This is a genomic window from Caenimonas sp. SL110 (genome assembly GCF_001044395.1).
Lineage (GTDB): Bacteria > Pseudomonadota > Gammaproteobacteria > Burkholderiales > Burkholderiaceae_C > Ramlibacter.
In genome coordinates this window covers 111,086-130,506 of record NZ_JANU01000004.1, presented here as the reverse complement: position 1 = coordinate 130,506, position 19,421 = coordinate 111,086, and the positions used below count along the sequence as shown (strand labels likewise).

The 19,421-nt window shown below is 62.4% G+C and carries 7 protein-coding genes; 4 read left to right on the top strand and 3 right to left on the bottom strand.

Going from position 1 to position 19,421, the window contains the following annotated elements:
- Positions 1 to 148: 148 nt before the first annotated feature.
- The 4 genes from AQ12_RS02975 (at position 149) to AQ12_RS22620 (ending at position 15,264) form a co-directional block, all read left to right on the top strand.
- Positions 149 to 12,535, top strand: coding sequence for a LysM peptidoglycan-binding domain-containing protein (locus tag AQ12_RS02975; RefSeq protein WP_048438362.1), 12,387 nt, complete (start codon positions 149 to 151; stop codon positions 12,533 to 12,535).
- Positions 12,536 to 12,713: 178 nt separating this feature from the next.
- Positions 12,714 to 13,415 carry an ankyrin repeat domain-containing protein gene (locus AQ12_RS02970; protein WP_048438361.1) on the top strand — a complete coding sequence of 234 codons (702 nt, stop codon included), beginning with the start codon at positions 12,714 to 12,716 and terminating at the stop codon, positions 13,413 to 13,415.
- Positions 13,416 to 13,536: 121 nt separating this feature from the next.
- Entirely contained in the window at positions 13,537 to 14,208 is a 672-nt protein-coding gene (locus AQ12_RS02965; RefSeq protein WP_193387952.1) for an ankyrin repeat domain-containing protein, read from the top strand.
- Between the two features lie 315 nt (positions 14,209 to 14,523).
- A complete protein-coding gene (locus AQ12_RS22620; protein ID WP_152682649.1) occupies positions 14,524 to 15,264 on the top strand; it encodes a hypothetical protein in 741 nt (246 codons plus the stop codon).
- A 682-nt stretch (positions 15,265 to 15,946) separates the two neighbouring features.
- Here AQ12_RS22620 and AQ12_RS02950 read toward each other — a convergent pair.
- From AQ12_RS02950 to holA, 3 genes are read right to left on the bottom strand one after another with little or no spacing between them, the layout of a single operon-like run.
- A complete protein-coding gene (locus AQ12_RS02950; RefSeq protein ID WP_048438358.1) occupies positions 15,947 to 16,963 on the bottom strand; it encodes a DUF6352 family protein in 1,017 nt (338 codons plus the stop codon).
- The gene (locus AQ12_RS02945) at positions 16,960 to 18,255 is read right to left on the bottom strand and encodes a glutamate-5-semialdehyde dehydrogenase (RefSeq protein ID WP_048438357.1); all 1,296 of its coding nucleotides are present in this window, start codon (positions 18,253 to 18,255) and stop codon (positions 16,960 to 16,962) included. The genes AQ12_RS02950 and AQ12_RS02945 overlap by 4 nt, the downstream gene beginning before the upstream one ends.
- The gene (gene holA, locus AQ12_RS02940; protein ID WP_048438356.1) at positions 18,252 to 19,340 is read right to left on the bottom strand and encodes a DNA polymerase III subunit delta; all 1,089 of its coding nucleotides are present in this window, start codon (positions 19,338 to 19,340) and stop codon (positions 18,252 to 18,254) included. Before holA ends, AQ12_RS02945 begins: the two co-directional genes overlap by 4 nt.
- Positions 19,341 to 19,421 lie beyond the last annotated feature (81 nt).

Sequence of the window (19,421 nt, the reverse complement as noted above, 5' to 3'; positions counted from 1 at the left end):
GCGGCGCAGCGGTATTGCAAGCCCGCACCTTCGCGGCTTCACGCCTGCAGGACCAACTATTTTCATCTTTTCCTAAACAAGCCCATTGCGGTGCCGATAAGTGAGTCAACGGGAGTCCTTTTTCCTATAACTCAAAGAAAGCAAACGAATGGCTGCAATAGTTGCCGGCAACAGCCTGGGGCTGTCGCTCACGTCCTTGTCAACGCTGGGGCAAAACGGCTCCGAGGGCGCACCGACGGCGGGTCGCCGCGGCGAACAAATATCTGAGCGGGTGTATGTCAACGCCGTGACGGGCAACCTGGTCGTGCAGGGCCAGGATGAATTTATTGCGAGCCGGGGCTCGGACCTGTCGGTTGTTCGTACCTACAACAGCCGCGGCAAGTTCAATGCGGGGGTTCAGGACGCATGGGCCGTGGGCTCCACGCGTCAGCGAATCGTCGGGCCGCTGCACGCAGGGCCGGGCACGATCATCCGCGCGGACCACGACGGTGCCGAAGCGACCTACACATGGGATGCGGCGCGAGCGCTCTACATCACGACCGCGGGCGGCGGCGCGCACGACTCGGTAGGCTGGGACAGCGCGCTAAGCCAATTCGTCTGGAGAGATGGGTCAACCGGCCTTGTAGAGCGCTACGACCAGGCGGGCAGACTGGTCAAGACGCTGGATGCGGACTCGAACGCCGTGACCTATGCATACAACGCGCAGGGCCGGCTGGAGTCGATGAACGCGGCCAACGGCGAGGTGCTCACGTACAAGTACAACGCCAGCGGAGACCTCAGCGAAATCACCGCCAGCGCGTCGGGCAGCGCGACCTTCACGACGCGCACGAGCTACAGCTACGACAGCGCCCGTCGCCTGTCCGACGTGCGGGTGGACCTCACGCCAGCGGACGCGACCGACAGCAAAAGCTGGGTCACGCACTACGACTACGTCGATGCGAGCAGCCAGCGGCTCCTGATGATCACGCAGGGCGACGGCAGCACGCTTGCGTTTGGCTACGGCGCGGTGGATGCGAGCGGCTACGCCAAGGTCACATCCATCACCGACGGCCTGGGCCGCACCACGAACTACGACTACAGCGTTGCCAACCAGACGACGGTGACCGACGCGGCAGGCTCGCTCACGGTCTTCAGGTACGACGCAGCCGGACAGTTGAAGCAGATCGACAAGGGCGGCCTGCTGGAGCGCGCGTTCGAATACGACACGTTGACCGGCGACCTCACAAAAGTCACCCACGGCGACGGCTCGTATGCGCAATATCGCTACGACGCATTCGGCAACCTGACCCAGCAGTGGGACACCGGCGGCAATTCGCTAGCGCGCACGTACACCGCAGGCAACCAGCTCGAAAGCGAGACGGTCTATCACGCCGCCGATGCAGACAAGGCCCAGGCCGCGTCGCAGCCCGGCGCAGGCACCACCACCCGCTATATCTACAAGGCCGATGCACCGCAACGCCTGGCGTTCGTGGTGACAGCGCAGGGCCGCGTCACCCAGCACACGTACAACGCATACGGCGAGCGCACGCGCACACAGTCATTCGATGCGACGTACGCAGGATCGATGACGGAGCCGGCCTTGCTTGCCTGGTCGGCGGCCCAACCCGCCGCAGGCATCACACGCACGGATAGAAGCTACGACGAGCGCGGGCAGCTGTGGAAAGAAACCACCTACGGCACGACAGGCGATGCCGCCACGCAAGCCACCGCGATCTACACCTACAACGCGCAGGGCCAACTGCTGACGGTGACCGATGGCAGCGGGGTCGCATTCAGCTACAGCTACGACGGACTGGGCCGCCAGAAGACAGCGACCGACGCGCTGGGTCGCAGCACCATCACCGATTACGACGACGCGGGCGCGACTACATCGGTGACCCAGGCCAACGGCCTTAGCACCACCAGCGCGTGGGACAGGGCCGGAAACCTCATCACCGTCTCGACCCGCTTGCAGGGCGTGGCCCTGGGTGTGAAACGCTACACCTGGGACGCGGCCAACCGGCTGGTGATGACCACTGACGAGACCGGTGTGCGCAGCTTCATCCTGTACGACGCGCAGGGTAGGCAACAGGCCACCATCGACGGCGACGGCAGCTTCACCGAATACTTCTACGACAGGGCTGATCGACTGACTCGCAGCCTGACCTACAGCACTGCCGCAGTCCTTTCCAGACTGGTGGATGCGAGCGGCAACTGGCTCAATGCGTCCATCGCCACCGTGCGCCCGGCGGCGGCATCAACCACTGACCGCAGCCAATGGCGCGCCTATGACAGCGCCGGGCGGCTGTCAAAAATGGTGGACGCACAGGGAGCGGTGACGCAGTACGACTACGACGGCGCGTCGCAGCTGATGGCAACGCGCCGGTATGCCAGCACCATCGTCACCACGGCGCTGGGCAACACGCCGCCAGCCAGTGCGATTGCACCGGTCGCCAATGCAGCGGATGACCGCATCACCCGCAACTTCTACGACAACGACGGCCTGCTCATCGCCAGCCTGGACGCAGAAGGCTATCTGCAGACGCACGCCTACGACGGCACGGGGCTCCTGGTGCAGACAACGCGTTACGCGAACCAGACGCTTGCGAGCGACCGTGCAACAGGTCAGCTGGCCACCTTGATCGCCAGCGCAGATGACGGCGCCGGGCACCAGCTCACCACCTGGCTGCGCGATGGCAGCGGCCGCGTCGAAGGTGAGATCGATGCGCAGGGCTACCTCACCCGCACCACCTACGACATGGCCGGGCGCGTGCTTGCGCAAATGCGATACGAGAACAAGGTGACGGCGCCGTTCACGCCTGCGAGCTCCGTGCAGACGCTGGTGCCGGTCGCAGGCACGCAAGATCGCAAGACGCTCTTCGAATACAACCAGGTCGGCCAGCTCAAGAAAGAGATCGACTACCAGGGCACGATCACCACGCACGACTACGACGGCATGGGCAATCGAACGCTCACGCTGCGCGCGGTCAACACCTGGCAGGAAACGAGAGCCACGCTGGCCAACCAATACGACGAGCGCGGCCGCCTGATCTGCGAACTGACAGGCGAGGGATATGCAGCGATGCAACTGGCCGCAACACCGGCGCAGGCCCAGGCCATTGCACTGCAACACAGCCGGGTGCACGCATACGACGATGCGGACCGTCGCACGAGCACGACCGACCCGAACGGACAGCGAACGCTCTACTTCTACGACGCAGACGGACGCCTCACGCACACGGTGAACGCGACGGGCGCAGTCGTGGAGAGCGTGTACAACGCGCTCGGCGACAAGACCGCCGGGATCCGTTATGCGACAGGTATCTCCGCTGCCAATCTGGCGCTGCTCACGGGTGCCAAGGCAGGCGGTCTCGTCAACACCACGCTCACCACCGCCATTGCATCGATCCGCGATTCTGGCAAGGATTGGCGAGTCGACTACACCTATGACAAGGCCGGTGGGCTCGACAAAAAACAGGATGCATCGGCCAGCATCACCGACTACACGCTCAATGCGTTTGGCGAAGAAATAGAGCGGATCGACCCGCTGGGCACAGCAGGCACGCGCGTCGTCAGCACCACGCGCGACCGGCGCGGATTCGCCACCAGGACCACAGAAGATGCGTCTGGCCTGAACCGCAAACGCGAGACCAGCTACGACGCGTTCGGTCGCATCGACAGGGCAGTCGATGGCACCAACGCCGCCAGCATCGTGAGCTACGACAGGCTGGGCCGGCAGGTGAGTGTCACTGGCCCGCTGCAAGCGGACACGTCAACAAGCTACGACGCGTTCGGCCGGGTGCTGACGCAGACCGATGCGCTGCAAAAGATCACGGGGTACAGCTACGACACGGCCAGCCGGACGATCACGGTGACAACACCCGAGGGCTTGCAACTGGTCACGACGCAGGACCGCCATGGACAGGCGGCGAGCGTGCGCGATGCGCGCGGCATCACCACGACCTATGCCTACGACATGGACGGCCGTCTGGAAGCAACGACGCGTGACGGCGTCACCACTTCGCGAACCTACGACCGTGCCGGGCGCCTGCTCACCGAGACCGATGGCAACGCGAAGATCGTCACCATCACCTACGACGACGCGAACCGCAAATGGACGCGCACGGTCGATGCGGGCGCTGGTGGCCTTGCATTGGCCACCAGCTATACAGCCGATGCACAGGGCCGCCAGATCAGTGTCACCGAACCGAACGGGGCTCTGACCCAATACGCCTACAACAAGGACGGCCAGTTGCAGTCGATGACGGTGGACGCGGCCGCAGGCGGCCTGGCCCTGAAAACCCAATACGCCTACGACCCGCAGGGCAACGTGGTGTCGGTAACAGACCCGATGGGCAGCAGGACCGACTATGTTTTCGACAAGCTCGGACGCCGGATCGCGCAGACGGTCGATGCGGGCACGGCGCAAGGCAAGCTCAACCTCACCACCCGCTACAGCTACGACGCCAATGACAACGTGGTGAGCGTGACGGACGCGAACAACGTCACCAGTTACCGCATCGACGACGCCAACAACCGCCCCATCTACACGATCGACGGCGCGGGCAATGTGCAGGCGAGCGAGTACGACGCAGCAGGTCGATTGACCAAAACCATCCGCTACGCGCGCCCGGTCACGGGAGTCGGGGCGACGACCACTGCGCTGCAGCTGGCAGGCAAGCTCGTCGCCGACCCTGACGACCAGACGCTCTACCGCGTCCATGACAACGACGGCCGTCTCACCGCCACAGCGACCGGTGCGGGCGAAGTGGTGCGATATGTGTATGACGGCAACGGCAACGTGGTGGAGCGCCGCGCCTATGCCAATGCGCTGGTCGGCTGGACGCCCGGCTGCCCAGTCAACCTGGTGTCCGACGATGCGAGGGACCTACGCGAACGCAAGCTCTACGACAGTTTCAATCGGGTGACCTACAGCATCGACGGCACGGGCGCGGTCGTCACATTCAAGTACGACAAGGCCGGGAACGTCACCGAGCGGCTGGCGTATGCGACGACGATTGCACCGTCGTCGTTCACCGGCACCACCGCCGTGCTGCCCACAACCAGCACCAGCGACCAGAAGGTGATGAACGTCTACGACGGTGCGAATCGCCCAACCCACAGCGCCGATGGCACTGGAGCAGTGACGCGACGCATCTATGACCGCAACGGCAATGTGATCCAGCAAGCGGCCTATTCAAGGCGGATCGCACCCGGCGCATCGCCCGCCCTGGTGATCGCAACCGCAGGCATGGACCGCTTGACCAACTACGTCTATGACAAGGCCAATCGCCTCACGCACACCATGAATGCGGCAGGCGCGGTCGTGCAAAACATCCTGGACGCGAACGGAAACATCACCCAGCGCATCCAGCGCAACAAGACGGCAACGCCCACCGGCGCAGGCGTGACGCTCACCGCCATCACCGTCTCAGCAGACGCGGCCAACGACCGCATCGCGCGCATGGCCTGGGACGGGGCCAACCGGCTCGTGATGGCAGTGGACGGCACAGGCGCTGCCACAGAGACTGTCTATGACGGCGTGGGCAACGTGCGCACTTCCATCCGCTACGAGAACCCGATCACCGACTACGGCACGATCGGCACGACACCGTTGCCGGCAGCACTCAAGTCGAAGATACCCACGCCGCTGGCACAGCGCGCCACCAGCTACAGCTACGACAACGCCAACCGCCTCAAGACCACCACCGATGCACTCGGCCAGGTGGAGAGCTACGAGTACGACGGCGTGGGCAATCGCAAGAGCTTCAGCAACGCCAAGGGCGCGACCTGGAGCTACGACTACGACGCGTCGGGACGCATGACCGAGGAAAGATCGCCCTCAGTCGATGTCGCCGTGCTGAGCGAAACCAGCTTTGTCAGCCCGACGCCGACGGTCTTGCGCACGACATTCGAATACGACGCGCTGGGCAACCTGTTCGCGCGCAAGGAGGCCGCCGGACGGACAGAAGAGCGCGTGACGCGCTACGAATACGACGCGGCGGGCCGGCAGGTGCGCACACGCTTTGCACCGGTCGCGGTGTATGCGCAAGAGAGCGACGCTGCACTCGCCACCAACGGACAGGGGCAGACCGTCACGCGCTCTGAACTCGCGCTCACGTCCCTTGTCAGCGAGACCTGGTACGACGCGCTGGGCAACGCGGTCGCCAACAAGGACGTCGCTGGCAAGATGGCCTACAAGGTCTATGACGCGGCAGGCAGTGAGGTCTACGACGTCGACGCGATGAGCTACGTCACCCAGCGCGTCTACAACGCATTCGGCGAAGCCACCTCGCTCAAGCGCCTTGCGACGGCCATCACTTCGTTCGGCACAGCCACCAGCATCACGCAGGCCCAGCTTGAAGCGCGGCTGGTGACCGACGCGGCCAACGACCGCACGCTCTCCACCCGCTACGACAACATGGGCCGCGTCAGCACCCTGACTGAAGAGGCGGCCTACATCTGGGACTCGGAAGCGGCGCAGTACTACAACACATCCAGACTCACAACGACCACCTACAACGCGTTCGGCGAAACGGTGCAGGTCGCGCGCGCGAAGAACATATCGACAGGCGTGGTGAGCGAATTCAGCTACTACGACGCGGCCGGTCGGCTCAAAGCCAGCGTGAATGCGGGCGGCTTCCTGACCCGGTACAGCTATGACGCGGTCGGCAACCTGCAGGAACAGACCGAATACGCACGGGCCGTCTCCGGTGCGACCGCGACCAGCCAGCCCGCTGCCGTGATCGACACCGCAGACCGCGGCACCACCTACACCTACGACAAGCTCAATCGCAAGAAGAGTGAAACGCGCAAGGCTGTGGAGTACACCGACCCGGACACGTTTGCTCCGGGCGTGGGCGACGTCACGACCCGCTACGAATACGACGCACTTGGCAACCTGGTGCAGCAAGTCGCCGCAGACAACGGCATCACGTACACCTGGTACGACGCGCTCGGACGCGTGACCGCCATCGCGCAGCCCGCGCGAGCAGGCGAAGACGGATCGACCGCTCTCACACCATTGACGGTCTACAGCCGCGACGCATTCGGCAATGTCGTCATGCAGACCGAGCACGCCCGGGGCGCTTCGTCCATCGCAGGCGCGCAGCCGGTCGCCAACGTGGACACGGCCAATGACCGCACCACGTTCACCTATCTGGATGCAGCCGGCCATGCGACGCACACCCAGGACGCACAGGGCAATCACCGCTACGCATCATTCGATGCGCATGGCCGCGTCGCCAAGGAGTGGCAGGCCGTGGCGACCACGGTGGGCACAACGGCAAGTTCGGGTCTCATCTTTCGCGCGTACCAGTACGACGCGCTGGGTCGGCTCATCAAGGTGAGCGCTCCGCTGTCGAACACCCAACTGGTGGACGGCAAGGCGACCATCGTGAGCCAGTCGAGCATTACCACCGTCGCCACGACGGACTTCAAATACAACGCGTTCGGCGAAACGGTTGCGAAGGGCGTGGCCGGAGGCACACAGGAGTACTTCGACTACGACCGCGCCGGGCGGCTCTGGCGAAGCAATGAAGGCGGCATCGACAAGATCTTTCTGTACGACCGCCTGGGCAACCGCACGGCAGAACTGTCGAGCGCGGGCTACGCCTACGACAACTCCGACCTCAAGACCGCCTACACGCTGGCCACCATCAGCAGTGCCGCGTCGAGCACCGCGCTGCGCCGCATCGACATGAAGTACGACGCGCTGGGTCGCGTCAAGCAGCAGACGCTGGCCCAACGCGCCGAAACCTACAGCGACGTCGCGGTGCGAAGCGCGAACGTCACAGCCACCGTGACCGCAGGCGGGGCATACAACAGCTTCTCGGGCTGGAGCGCGGGCTCGGTCACGCTCGCATGGAGTGCGCTCGCGAACCTGGGCGCGGGTGAAGTAAAGGCAGTCGTCGAATACCGCGCCAGGGTCGCCAACGCCGATGGCAGCATCTCCGAAAGCACAGCCACGCGCAGCGCCATGTCCATCCTCACGTCAGAGGCAGGCAGCACCGGCGCGGTCATCGCCATCCCGCTGGACAACACCGCAGAAGGCGGCGTCGCCCGCATCACGCGAGTGACGGTCTACAAGAAGAGCAACTTTGGCGTGTGGGTGGAGGTAAGCAACCAGAGCGGCCCAACCGCGCCGACAGCCAGCCACGTCATCGAGGTAGAGCGGGTCGCGGGCGTCATCAGCCAGTCGATTGAGATCAAGCGCTCATCGACCAGCGCGTGGGAAGCGATGCCCGCCACCAACGGACTGTGGGCCGACTTCGGGGACAAGTACCAGCTCGACCTGCGCGGCTTCGATGTGGCGGCGACACAGTTTCGCGTGCTGGGCAAGATGGCCAACGGCACGCAGACCACGCTGTACACGGGAAGCCTTGCGAACGTGACTGCGCAGGGGTACGACGGCACATCGCAGAAGCTGCGCCCCGTCGTCAACCAGAGCGTGGACCGATGGGGCAATGTCACCAGCATCTCGGACGTGCGCAACACAGCATGGGTGACGAAGTACGACTACAACGCAAGCAACCAGATGATCCGGCAGTACCAGCCGATCGAGGGCGCAGGCGGCCTGTACGTGAGCATCGCCACACGCCACATCCACTACGACAAGATGGGCCGACAGGTCGGCATGCAGGACGGCAACGGCAACATCAACCGCCAGCGCTTCGACGCGCAGGGCAACCTGGCCGAAGAAATCCACGCCGACGGCGGGCGCATCGTGCATCGCTACAACGCGTTCGGTGAACGAAAGGAAACCATAGACGCGATGGCCAACCGCACGACCTTTGCGTACAACAAGGTCGGCCTCAAAACCTCTGTCACGCACTGGGCACGGGCGATCGGCGCAGAGCCCGCGATGTTCGAGGTGTACACCGCGGGCCGCTCGGGAGACAGCGTCACGCTGACTGCCTCGACAACAGCGAGCATCACCGAGACGATGGAGTGGGATGCGGCGGGCCGGATGCTGAGCCAGACCAATGGCGCAGGCGAGAAGACGCGGTATCAATACGACCTGCGCGGCAACGTGATCCGCACCACACAAAACAGCGGCGCGGTACGCGAGACCAACGCGTTCGACACGCAGGACCGCAAGATCGCCGAGACCGACGGCAACAACCTCACCGCCAAATGGAGCTACGACTACTTCGGCCGTGTCACCACACGCACCGACATCGGCGCTGCCGTCTACACCTACAAGTACGACGCAGCGAAACAGTTGCGCTCGGTCACCAACACGCGCGGGCAGAACCTCACGTACGGATACGACCAGGCGGGGCAGTTGAACCAGGTGCAGGACGCGGCGCTCGCCAAGACCACGACCTACGCGCTGGACTGGGCTGGCAACAAGATCGCAGAGGAAGTGCTGCAAGCCGGCGTCGTCTACCAGAACAACCACATGGGCTACGACAGCATCGGCAACCTGCGCTGGGTGGGCGACACGCACTCGCAGGTGCTCATGAACTACGACCTGGCGGGCAACAGGGTGAGTGTGTTCACGCACGTCATCAACACCGACGGCCTGACCGAAACACCCAACGACACCAATCGCTACTTCCAGTACGACAAGATGAACCGCCAGACGGTGGTGGACGCCATCGACGCGGCGGGAAACATCAATGCCAACCAGGGACACAAGCTCGCGTACGACCTGAACGGCAATCGCACCACCGACACCTTCTACGGCAGGATCGTCAACAAGGTCTACAAGAACGGCGACCCGGAGCAGTTCGACTACAAGGCGAGCACCGCGCTGGGCCAGCTCACCGAAACCTACCAATACGATGCGCTCAATCGCCTGACTTCCATCCAGCGCAGCGACGGTCACCTGTTCGGGCAAGTCGATGGCGAGCCTGATCCGCAGATCGACGCGCGCAAGTACGACATGGCCAGCCGCGTGACGCAGACCGGCGGCGCGGACTGGTTACCCGCGAACTATCTGAAAGAGTTGTACGGCAGGGACGCGAACGGCAACGCCATCAGCGGCAATGGTTCGCGCCGCCGCGAGACCTGCTACAACGCCGACGGCCAGCAGGTGGTGCAGGTCGTCAAGCACAACGGCGGCGGCATCGACTACCGCCAGATCAGCGACACGTTCGACGGCGCGGGCAACCTCACCGCCTATCGCGTGCTCAACAGCGCCACCAACAACTACGGCGTCGTGATGCGCGCACTGGACGGCTACCGCGAGGCGAGCGTGAGCGGCACCAGCACCGCGTTCGAGCCGGGCACGAGCACCAGCAACTACGACGCGAACGGACACCTGCGCAGCGTGACGCAACCGGGTCAGGTGGACCGGACCTACATCAACGACAACAACGGGCAAGTGCTCGCGACGATGCACGGCACCAAGCTGATGCGGCAATTGATCGTGAACGGCGAAGTGCTGGGCCAGTACGGCTCGGGCGTGGACAGCGCGACGCCAAGGTCGGCCACGGGCGAAGTCGTCTATGACAACAACATCGCCGAATTCCAGCTGGGCTACCGCTCGATCACGCCGACCTATCCGCTGGCAGCGCCTGGAGCGTATGTGGTGCGAAGCGGCGACACCTTGCGAAGCATTGCGCAGCAGGCCTATGGCGACAGCAGGCGCTGGTTCCAGATCGCCGATGCGAATGGGATACAGGGCGATAGCGATCTGCGGGTCGGGCTCACGCTGAACCTGCCGAACCTCGTGGGCGGCGCGCACAACGGCGCAGCGGATTTCCAGCCGTATGACCCAAGCCGGATGGTGGGGGATACGACGCCGTATATGCCGCCCAAGCCGGCCGACAAGAACGTGTTCGGTGAACTGCTGATGATCGTGGTGGCGATTGCCATGAGCGTGATGCTGCCGGGCATGGCCGGTGCGATCCTGGGCTCGCTGGCAAGCCAGACGGTGGGGATTGCAGCAGGGGTGCAGGAGTTCTACGACCTCAAGCAGGTGGCGATGGCGGGATTGACGGCCGGGGTCTCGATGGGCATGGCGAACCTGCTGCCCGCGAACAGCTGGCTGGCTGGGACCGGTTGGGGCCCTGCAGCGGCGCGCGCCGCGATGGCCAGCACGATCACGCAGGGAGTGGCCACTGCGGTTGGCTGGCAGAAGACGATCAGCTGGAAGGGCATCGTCGCGACTGCCGGAGGCGCGGCAGTGGGCAACGTCGTTGGCAACGCGTTGGGGAAGGCGTGGGGTGGAAGCGCGGGAGGTAATTTCGCCGCCGACGTGGCGACGCGATTGGCCGCGAGTGGGACGGCGGCGGTGTTGCGAGGGGGGAAGGTGCAGGTTGCGCAGGTGGTGGTGGATGCGTTTGGGAATGCGGTGAGGGGTGCTGCGGTGGAAGAGCTTCAAGGGCAAGGCCCCTGGTCGGACGCCAACTATCGCAACGGCGGGGATGTGCAAGATGACATCGTCGGTGAGACAGCCGCCTTCCACAGGCTGGTTGCAGCCGGCGCGGCCGAGCAAACTGCACAGAGATACGCACAACAGTTCAGGGAGATTTATGCAGATCCTTCTGAGCCTGTGAACTTCGGCCGTGGAAGTACAACGGCGTTAACGCAGCAATTCCGGACGCCGCCGTCCGACACTGAGCAGGCACGGGCGTACGCCCATGTGCTGGCCATGCCGGGCCGAACTGTTGAAGACGCCTGGTTCATCGCCAAAGATGTGGCCCATCGGCAGCGCCTGGATGTGGTGGGAACGACCATCGCAGAGATGCGAATCGTCGAGCCGAATAATCCGCAGATCGCCACTCTGGAGCGTCAGCACCGACTAGGAGTTCTTGCGCTGGTGAATCGTGATGTTTATTTCAAAAATCAAATCAATGAACTTTTACCCAACGGCATAGAGCGCGTCACATCTGCCATTGAGCTGGCGCGGGCTAATTTGACCCCAGAGGCATTGGTCGACCCGAGAACAGGCTATTTCGCAGCGCTCTACCACAACCAAAACGATGGAAGCTATATCTACGCAAATCGAGGTACAGATGAAAGAAAAGACTGGAGCCACAACTTCTTGCAAATTGCTGTTGGGCAGTCAAGGCAATATGCTCAAGCACTCGACAATGCCGACTTCATTTTGCAGAGCGCCATCGGTAACCGAGTCACTTTCACGGGACACTCGCTCGGTGGAGGCTTGGCAGCGGCGCAAGCGTTCAACACTGGTATTCGCGGTGTCACCTTCAACGCCGCAGGGCTGAATCCGCAGACACTCGGGGTTGCCGGGCTGCAACGCATGATGAGCAACCCCGAGCTAGTGCAAGCACATTACGTGAGAGGCGAGCTTCTCAACACGCTGCAACTCGATGGCCCTGCGTTGGGGTCCACCCTGCTCGGGACATTGGGGTCACCAATGTCAGGAGCGGCAGCTTACGCATGGCTGTCCAAACTACCTCGGGCTGCAGGCATGCAATTAGCCATGAATGCGGTGGAGCAGCCTACCTATAACTATCGCTCAAATACTTGGACGCCAGGCGCAACATTTACATCCCGGCTGCCGACCACCGCCTTGGCCCTGCACAGCATGACCTATGTGCTAAACAGCGTGATGCAGCCGATGCTGAAGGGCAAACCATGAACACGCCCACCAATTGCTCAGGAGATTCCAATTGCCGCCCACTTTCACATTCCACGCGCCATCAAGACCAGTGTCAGTCCCTGCGAGCACCCGAGACAGCCACTGGCGGCGCACGATTTGGCACGGCACCTTGTGCCTTCTTGTATGGCTGTGCATTCCACTCACCGGGGGCTGCCAGATGAACGAACTCAAGGTAGTGGGGCAAACTGTCACCGAGTATTTTGGTGACACGAAAGAGGCGAGGCTGGCCCGCGCTGCCGCAGAAGGCAAAGTAGCCGAGGTCCGTCGCTCGGTCGCTGAAGGTGCCAATGTCAACGCGACCGGCCAGCAAAATATGACGCCGCTGATGTGGGCCTTCTCGGGTCGCAGCGAAACCGGCATGAGGGCATTGCTCGAAGCAGGCGCCGACCCCAATCAGCGCATCGGCCCCAGAAAGGATTTGCACCCTGTGTGGCTCGCGGCTGGGCTGAACCCTGAACAACCCGAGCTATTGAAAGTTCTCCTGGAATTCAAAGGTGACCCTAGCGCGCCACTCCCAGACGATGCGTACTATGCACCCTTGCCTCAGGCAGCCTCGACACTTTCATATGTGAAGCTGCTGGTGCAAGCAGGGGCTGATATCAATACAGCCAATAAGATCGGCTATCCAATGGTGTTGACCTCAGCGAGCCGCCGGCAGTACGACATCGTCCTATACGCGCTGGAAAACGGATTCAACCGCAATTTGCCGCTACTAGCGTGGGTGCTAAACAGCCACGCACCAACTCCCAAACTGCCGGCAATTCCAGAGTTGGAGCCCAAGCGGCTGCTGATTCTGGAGAAGCTGCGGCAGATGGGTGTGGTGCCGCAAGCAGGCCCACCACCCCCACTACAAAAGTAGATTGAACCCACAGATGCACGAGCTTCGACGGCGCACGTTGCCCATATCTCGTGGTCGCATCTTTATGCGCTACGCGTCGCCATCCTGTTGTGGGATTCTCTTGGTGGGTGCGGCGTTAAGCATGAGCTCGCCAGTTGTCCAAGCAGGTTTGCGCGCTGGAGGAATGGACGCCGCGCAAACTTTCAAGGATCCCCAGGCAGTAGCCCTCGTTCGGGCCATCGAGCAGGAAGACATGCCGGCCATCGACCTCGCTATTCAGCGTGGCGCAAAGATCAATACTGTTGGCGAAGCAGGTCAAACCCCGCTGCACTGGAGCTTGCTCAAGGTTGGCATTTCAGTGGCCACGGTGCAGCATTTGCTGGCGCGCGGTGCCGACCCGAATGCGCCGCTCCACAACGGAAAGTCTCCCTTGTTCCTTACCTCCGGGAGCAATCGCCCGGATCTGCTGGAACTCTTTTTGCAACATAGGGGGAATCCGAATGTGCTCAATACCATTCAGGAAACTCCCTTGATGAACGCAATTGCCTCCCAGTACGAGATCAACGTGCGATTGCTCTTGAAATTCGGCGCTGATCCGAATCTTGGGGAGACATGCTTGTCCACCGTCGGCGCCGGGCGGTTTGACATGACGGTGGATCTGCTCATAAGCGGCTTGACGAAAGATCTGGTGCGGTGTGGCCGCCTGGTCTCGACGACGGTCACTATGAATGACCCCGCTCGACAAGCAGCCCGCAGCAAGGTGTTCGAGTTGCTGGCAGGGCGCGGTGTACATGCGCCCTTCGCCGAACGATAACGAGCGACATCCACGATCGCCGCTGCGGGACTGCGCTATACCTTTGGCTGGTGAAAGTCTGCCGATCAACCAGTGGTTGCGCTCTACCATGCTCGCCACACGGATGCACGCCGCGAGTCACGTGTTTCGGTTGCACCTATGCGGCCACGGTTGCAACGTTCAATTGAATTCATCCATTTCTGGTGAAAGCTTCATGAAGAAAGCATGCGTCTTACTTCTTTGCCCGGTCGTATCGGTTACGTCGACTGGAAAAACCCTTAACGATCGGAACCCGGACGGCAGGTCCATTCGGCACCGTCTACACGAGCACAAGCAATGACCATTGCCATTCCAGCCGTAACCCGTTACCTTTTTCTCACGACATCGCTTACGCGCTTGCTCACATTTTTTGGGTTGCTCGTATTCGCCCATGCTGTTTCTGGTCAACCTATTCGACACGTTGGCATTTATGTTCAACCGTACTACGTGTCTGGTGCCTCCGAAGGCGACCCACCACAGGTTGCGGTGGCAGCAAAATTTGATACCCGACTCGCATCAACAGATCCCGCAACGATCGCGCAGGTCAGAGACGAAATCATGTCTCAGCCGGAGTGGATAACACCGATGACGATGATGGTTCTGGCTATCCGTCTTTACGACGTTGGATTGCGAGATGATGCTGTGTTCTGGTTTTACGCGGCGAAGGACCGGTATGCAACGGTGGCGGCCGTGCTGAATGTTTCGCACCCTTTGCTCGCGCAGTCTCGCCATGCAGTTGCTGGCTTCGCCGGGACCGCTGGCTACTTCATCAACGGCTACGCCTTTTGCGATCTCCAGAAGCAGGCTGCCGCACGACGTGCCGCAGCAGACTGGGTCGAGGCACACCCCTATCAGACACTTTTTGTCGAGTCCTTTCCCGCTCTATCTGGTGATCGCCAGGCCAATCTCCTTCGTGCTGTCGCGAGCATTCGGGAGTCAGTCGAGAAAGAGCGGGATTTTGTGCAGACGCCTGCAAACCTCGAAAGATTGAGGACGGCACGCGAGGAATCCGGTGCGGTGCAGAAGTATTGCTGGTGATACCACCCGGCTCAAGCGGTCACGGCCACGCAGTCGTCAAACGCCCGCATCGGTAGACCTGAGGTCGGCACGCCGTTTCGCATGTTGAATAGAAACCGATGAACAGAAGATCTTTATTTCTGGCCACACTGTTGGTGGTTTTCCTCCACTCTGCGTGTCCAGCCCAAACCTTCACACGGGAGGAGCTGATGAAGGCGTCAGCTTGTCTACTCTCGGCGAACATCGGTGAAGACCTTTTTCTGCAGAAACTAGAGCGTGAGCGATGGGGCCGCCCACCCCCGCCTTTGCCGCCACAACGGTTGCCCCATAAGCTAGCGCTCGCGAAGGAGCTGGCGGAGTCCAAGAGCTACGCGCAAATGAGTCCGATGAGTATGCGGGCGCTGATCTTTTTGACGTGTCATTACGAGATGGAAGGCGACACCATTCCTCTGGTTGCACGGCTGATTTCAAGGTGCGAAAGTCAACACACTCAGTTTGAACCGCTCCTACGATGCGCCGACCAAGTGATGCTTGGGCCTCTGCTCGACTGGAGTCAGGATTTTTCTGAGCCTTGATTAATCCGGCAGGAGTCGGGCTTCCTTCCCCAATTGAGGCCAGCACAGTCTTCCACCGCCGTCTGCCCTCACCCCAACCCTCTCCCAGAGGGAGAGGGAGTAAATGCAAACTGACCGGCGCAGTGCAGCTAGCTCGCCACCGCCAGCGGCAAATTCAACAGCAAATTCTGCGGCTTCAGCTTCAGCCGTTTCTGGTCGTCCATCGCCATTGCCAGGTACACGGGCTTGCCTTCCATCACGGGCTGGACGATCGACGGCTCATCGAAGTGCAGGGCGAACAGGCAGAGCATGCGGGCCATGCGTTCGTTGTCAACTTCATGCCCCTGGAACAGGTCGTTGAGCACGCTGCTGGCCTGCGCGTCCAGGCCTACGTGCCAGACCCAGTTGGCATCGTCGATGTCGCGCTCGACGGTCACGCGCACAGGGCTGCCGATGAAGTGACTCACCCACGCTTGCAGCACGTTGCACAGCGCCTGGAGCCCCGGCTCGCCATGCGTGAGCGCGAGCACCATGTCGTGGCTCTCGTCGCGCTGCCAGTAGTCGTCGGCACGCGCATCGGTCAGCACGTCGAGTTCTGCAGTGCGTAGCGTGGCTCCGCCTTGCTTGAGCAGTTCGCCCAGGGTGCCGAAGTTCGCGGCAATCGCGTGGCGCTCCACCGTTTCGTCATCAGCGGCCATCACCTGGCCGTCGTCCTGGATGGCAATGCGCTGTGCGCGAAACAGCATCTCGGCTGCGCGCGCTTCAAACACCGTGGCGTCGTCGCCGATCACATGCCGCAGCATGATCTGCGTGAGCTGCTGCACAAAGACCGGCGGCACATCGACCCCATCGCCTTCGAACAGCGCGCGGTAGCTGGCGTCCAGCGTTTCATGCGCCATCAAACGGGCGCGAAATCGCAGCCAGATTTCGTAATTGCTGCGTGCATCTTCGTCTTCGATCGCAGCCAATTGGGCCGCACTGACTGCCATGCGCGGCTGCGCCAGCAATGCCTCATGCAGCGCGAGCTCGGCAGGTCCCGATTCCGCAATCGGTGTCATCTCGGGGCTGTGCAACAGGTGACGGATGAATTCGTCGGTGACGATCAGGTTGCCTGCTGCCGTGCGTTCAAGCAGGCGATAACCGCAGCTGCGCCAGAAGTCTTTCACGTGCGGATTTCGCCCTGGCCGAGCACCACGTATTTCAGCGAGGTGAGGCCTTCGATGCCGACTGGACCACGTGCGTGGAACTTGTCTGTGCTGATGCCGATTTCAGCACCCAGGCCGAACTCGAATCCATCGGCAAAACGCGGGCTGGTGTTGACCATCACGCTGGCCGAATCCACTTCGCGCAGGAACCGCTGCGCATGCATGTGGTCGCGCGTGATGATCGCGTCGGTGTGGTGGCTGGAGTAGTGGTTGATGTGGGCGACGGCTTCGTCCAGCCCTTCGACGACCTTGATGCTGATGATGGGGGCGAGGTATTCCTCGAACCAGTCCTGTTCGGTGGCGTCCTTGAGGAGCCCTTCGACAAGCTCAGGGCGAACGGTGGGGTGGAGGATCGTCTTGGCCGCTGCGTCGCAACGCATCTCGACGCCCTTGGCTGCGAACACGGCACCGATCTTTGGCAAGAACTCTTCAGCGACTGAACGCGCGACCAGCAAGCCTTCAATCGCATTGCATGGGCTGTACTTCTGCGTCTTGGCATTGTCTGCAACCCGCACGGCCATATCGATGTCGCATGGATCATCGACATACACATGGCAGTTGCCGTCCAGGTGCTTGATCACCGGCACCTTCGCCTCGCGGCTGATGCGTTCGATCAGGCCCTTGCCACCGCGCGGGATGATCACATCCACGTATTGCGGCATGGCAATGAGCTGGCCCACAGCGTCCCGGTCGGTGGTCTGCACGAGCTGCACGGCTTCGGCGGGCAGACCCGCTTCGACGAGGGCCTGCTGCACCAGCCGCGCAAGCGCCTTGTTGGAGTCGATGGCCTCCGAGCCGCCGCGCAGGATGCAGGCATTGCCGCTCTTGATCGACAGGCTCGCGGCCTCGATGGTCACATTGGGGCGGCTCTCGTAGATCATGCCGAACACGCCGATCGGCACGCGCATCTGGCCGACGCGGATGCCGCTGGGCTGCTGCTTCATGCCGATGATTTCGCCGATCACGTCGGGCATCGCGGCCAACTGTTCACAGCCCTGCGCGATGGTGTCGATTACTTTCGGCGTGAGCTTCAGGCGATCGACCATCGGCGCCGAGAGGCCGGCGGCCGTTGCGCGTTCGATGTCTTTGGCGTTGTCGATCTGTAGCGGCTCGACGTTGGCGCGCAGCAGTCGCGCGAGGGCGAGCAGCGCCTTGTTCTTGGTCGCGGAATCGGCGCGCGCCATGGCAGCCGAGGCCTGGCGGGCTTGCAGGCCGAGCGATTGGGTGTATTCGGAGATGTTCAACGCATTCACGCCGGTATTATCCCTCCCCCTCTGTGGGAGGGTGAGATAGCAGAGCATTCCATGCAGAGCGAAAACGCAAGCCGGTGCAGCGCCTGCCATCCATCGGTCGGCCAGCCCGGCGCTTTCAGGCCCTTCACGATGCCATCGACCAGGTGCGCGGAGTGCAGCAGGTTGTCAACGGCGGTGTTGGTCAGGCGCGGCAGCACCCGTTCGAACAGGCGCTCTTTAATGCCCCAGACACGTTGCTCACGCAGCGCCATCGGCAGCGGGCGGCCCGCGGCCATCGCGTCTTTCACGCGCTTGAGCGCACGAATATCTTCTGACAAGGTGTAGTGAACCAGGATGGGCGTCTCGCCTTCAGCCTTGAGTCCGTCGAGCATGCGCTGCACCCGGCCGACCTGACCGCCGAGCACGGCCTCGGACAGCTTGAACACGTCATATCTCGCAACGTTGAGCACTGCGCTTTCGACCTGTTCAAAACCGAGTTCACCTTGCGGATAGAGCAGCCCCAGTTTCTGGATTTCCTGGTGGGCAGCGAGCAGGTTGCCCTCGACGCGATCGGCGAAGAACTGCAAGGTGCGCTGGCCCTCGTCACCGGCTGCGACGCGTTGCCCTTGCATCGACAGGCGCTGCGCGATCCATTGTGGCAAGGCCGCACGCTCAACCGGCGGCAATTCGATGGTGACGCCGTGGCTGTCGAGCGCGCCGAACCACGCGCCTTTTTTCGTCATGCCGTCGAGCTTGGGCAGCAGCACCAGCGTGAGCGTGCTGTCGTTGCCGTCGGCGCTTTCGGCCAGTTGCTGCAGCGCGGGACTGCCTTCCTTGCCGGGCTTGCCTGAAGGAATGCGCACTTCCACGATTTGCCGGTCGGCGAACAGACTGAGCGACGCGCCGGCCGCCAGAACTTCGCCCCAGTTGAAATGCGCGCCCGCGACGGTGTGAACTGTTCGCTCGGTGTAGCCCTGGGCGCGCGCGGCTGCGCGAATGGCGTCGGCCGCCTCCTGCTGCAGCAACGGCTCGTCGCCGTGCAGCGTGTAGAGGGACCGCAGGCCCTTTTGCAGGTGGTTGTTAAGTTGAGCGGCTGCGAGCTGCATGCCGCCAGTTTAAGGGGTCGCAACAGCTCAGGTTGGCAGTCATTGCGTGGCGCGACCGGAGCGCGTGACATCCCCAAGGCT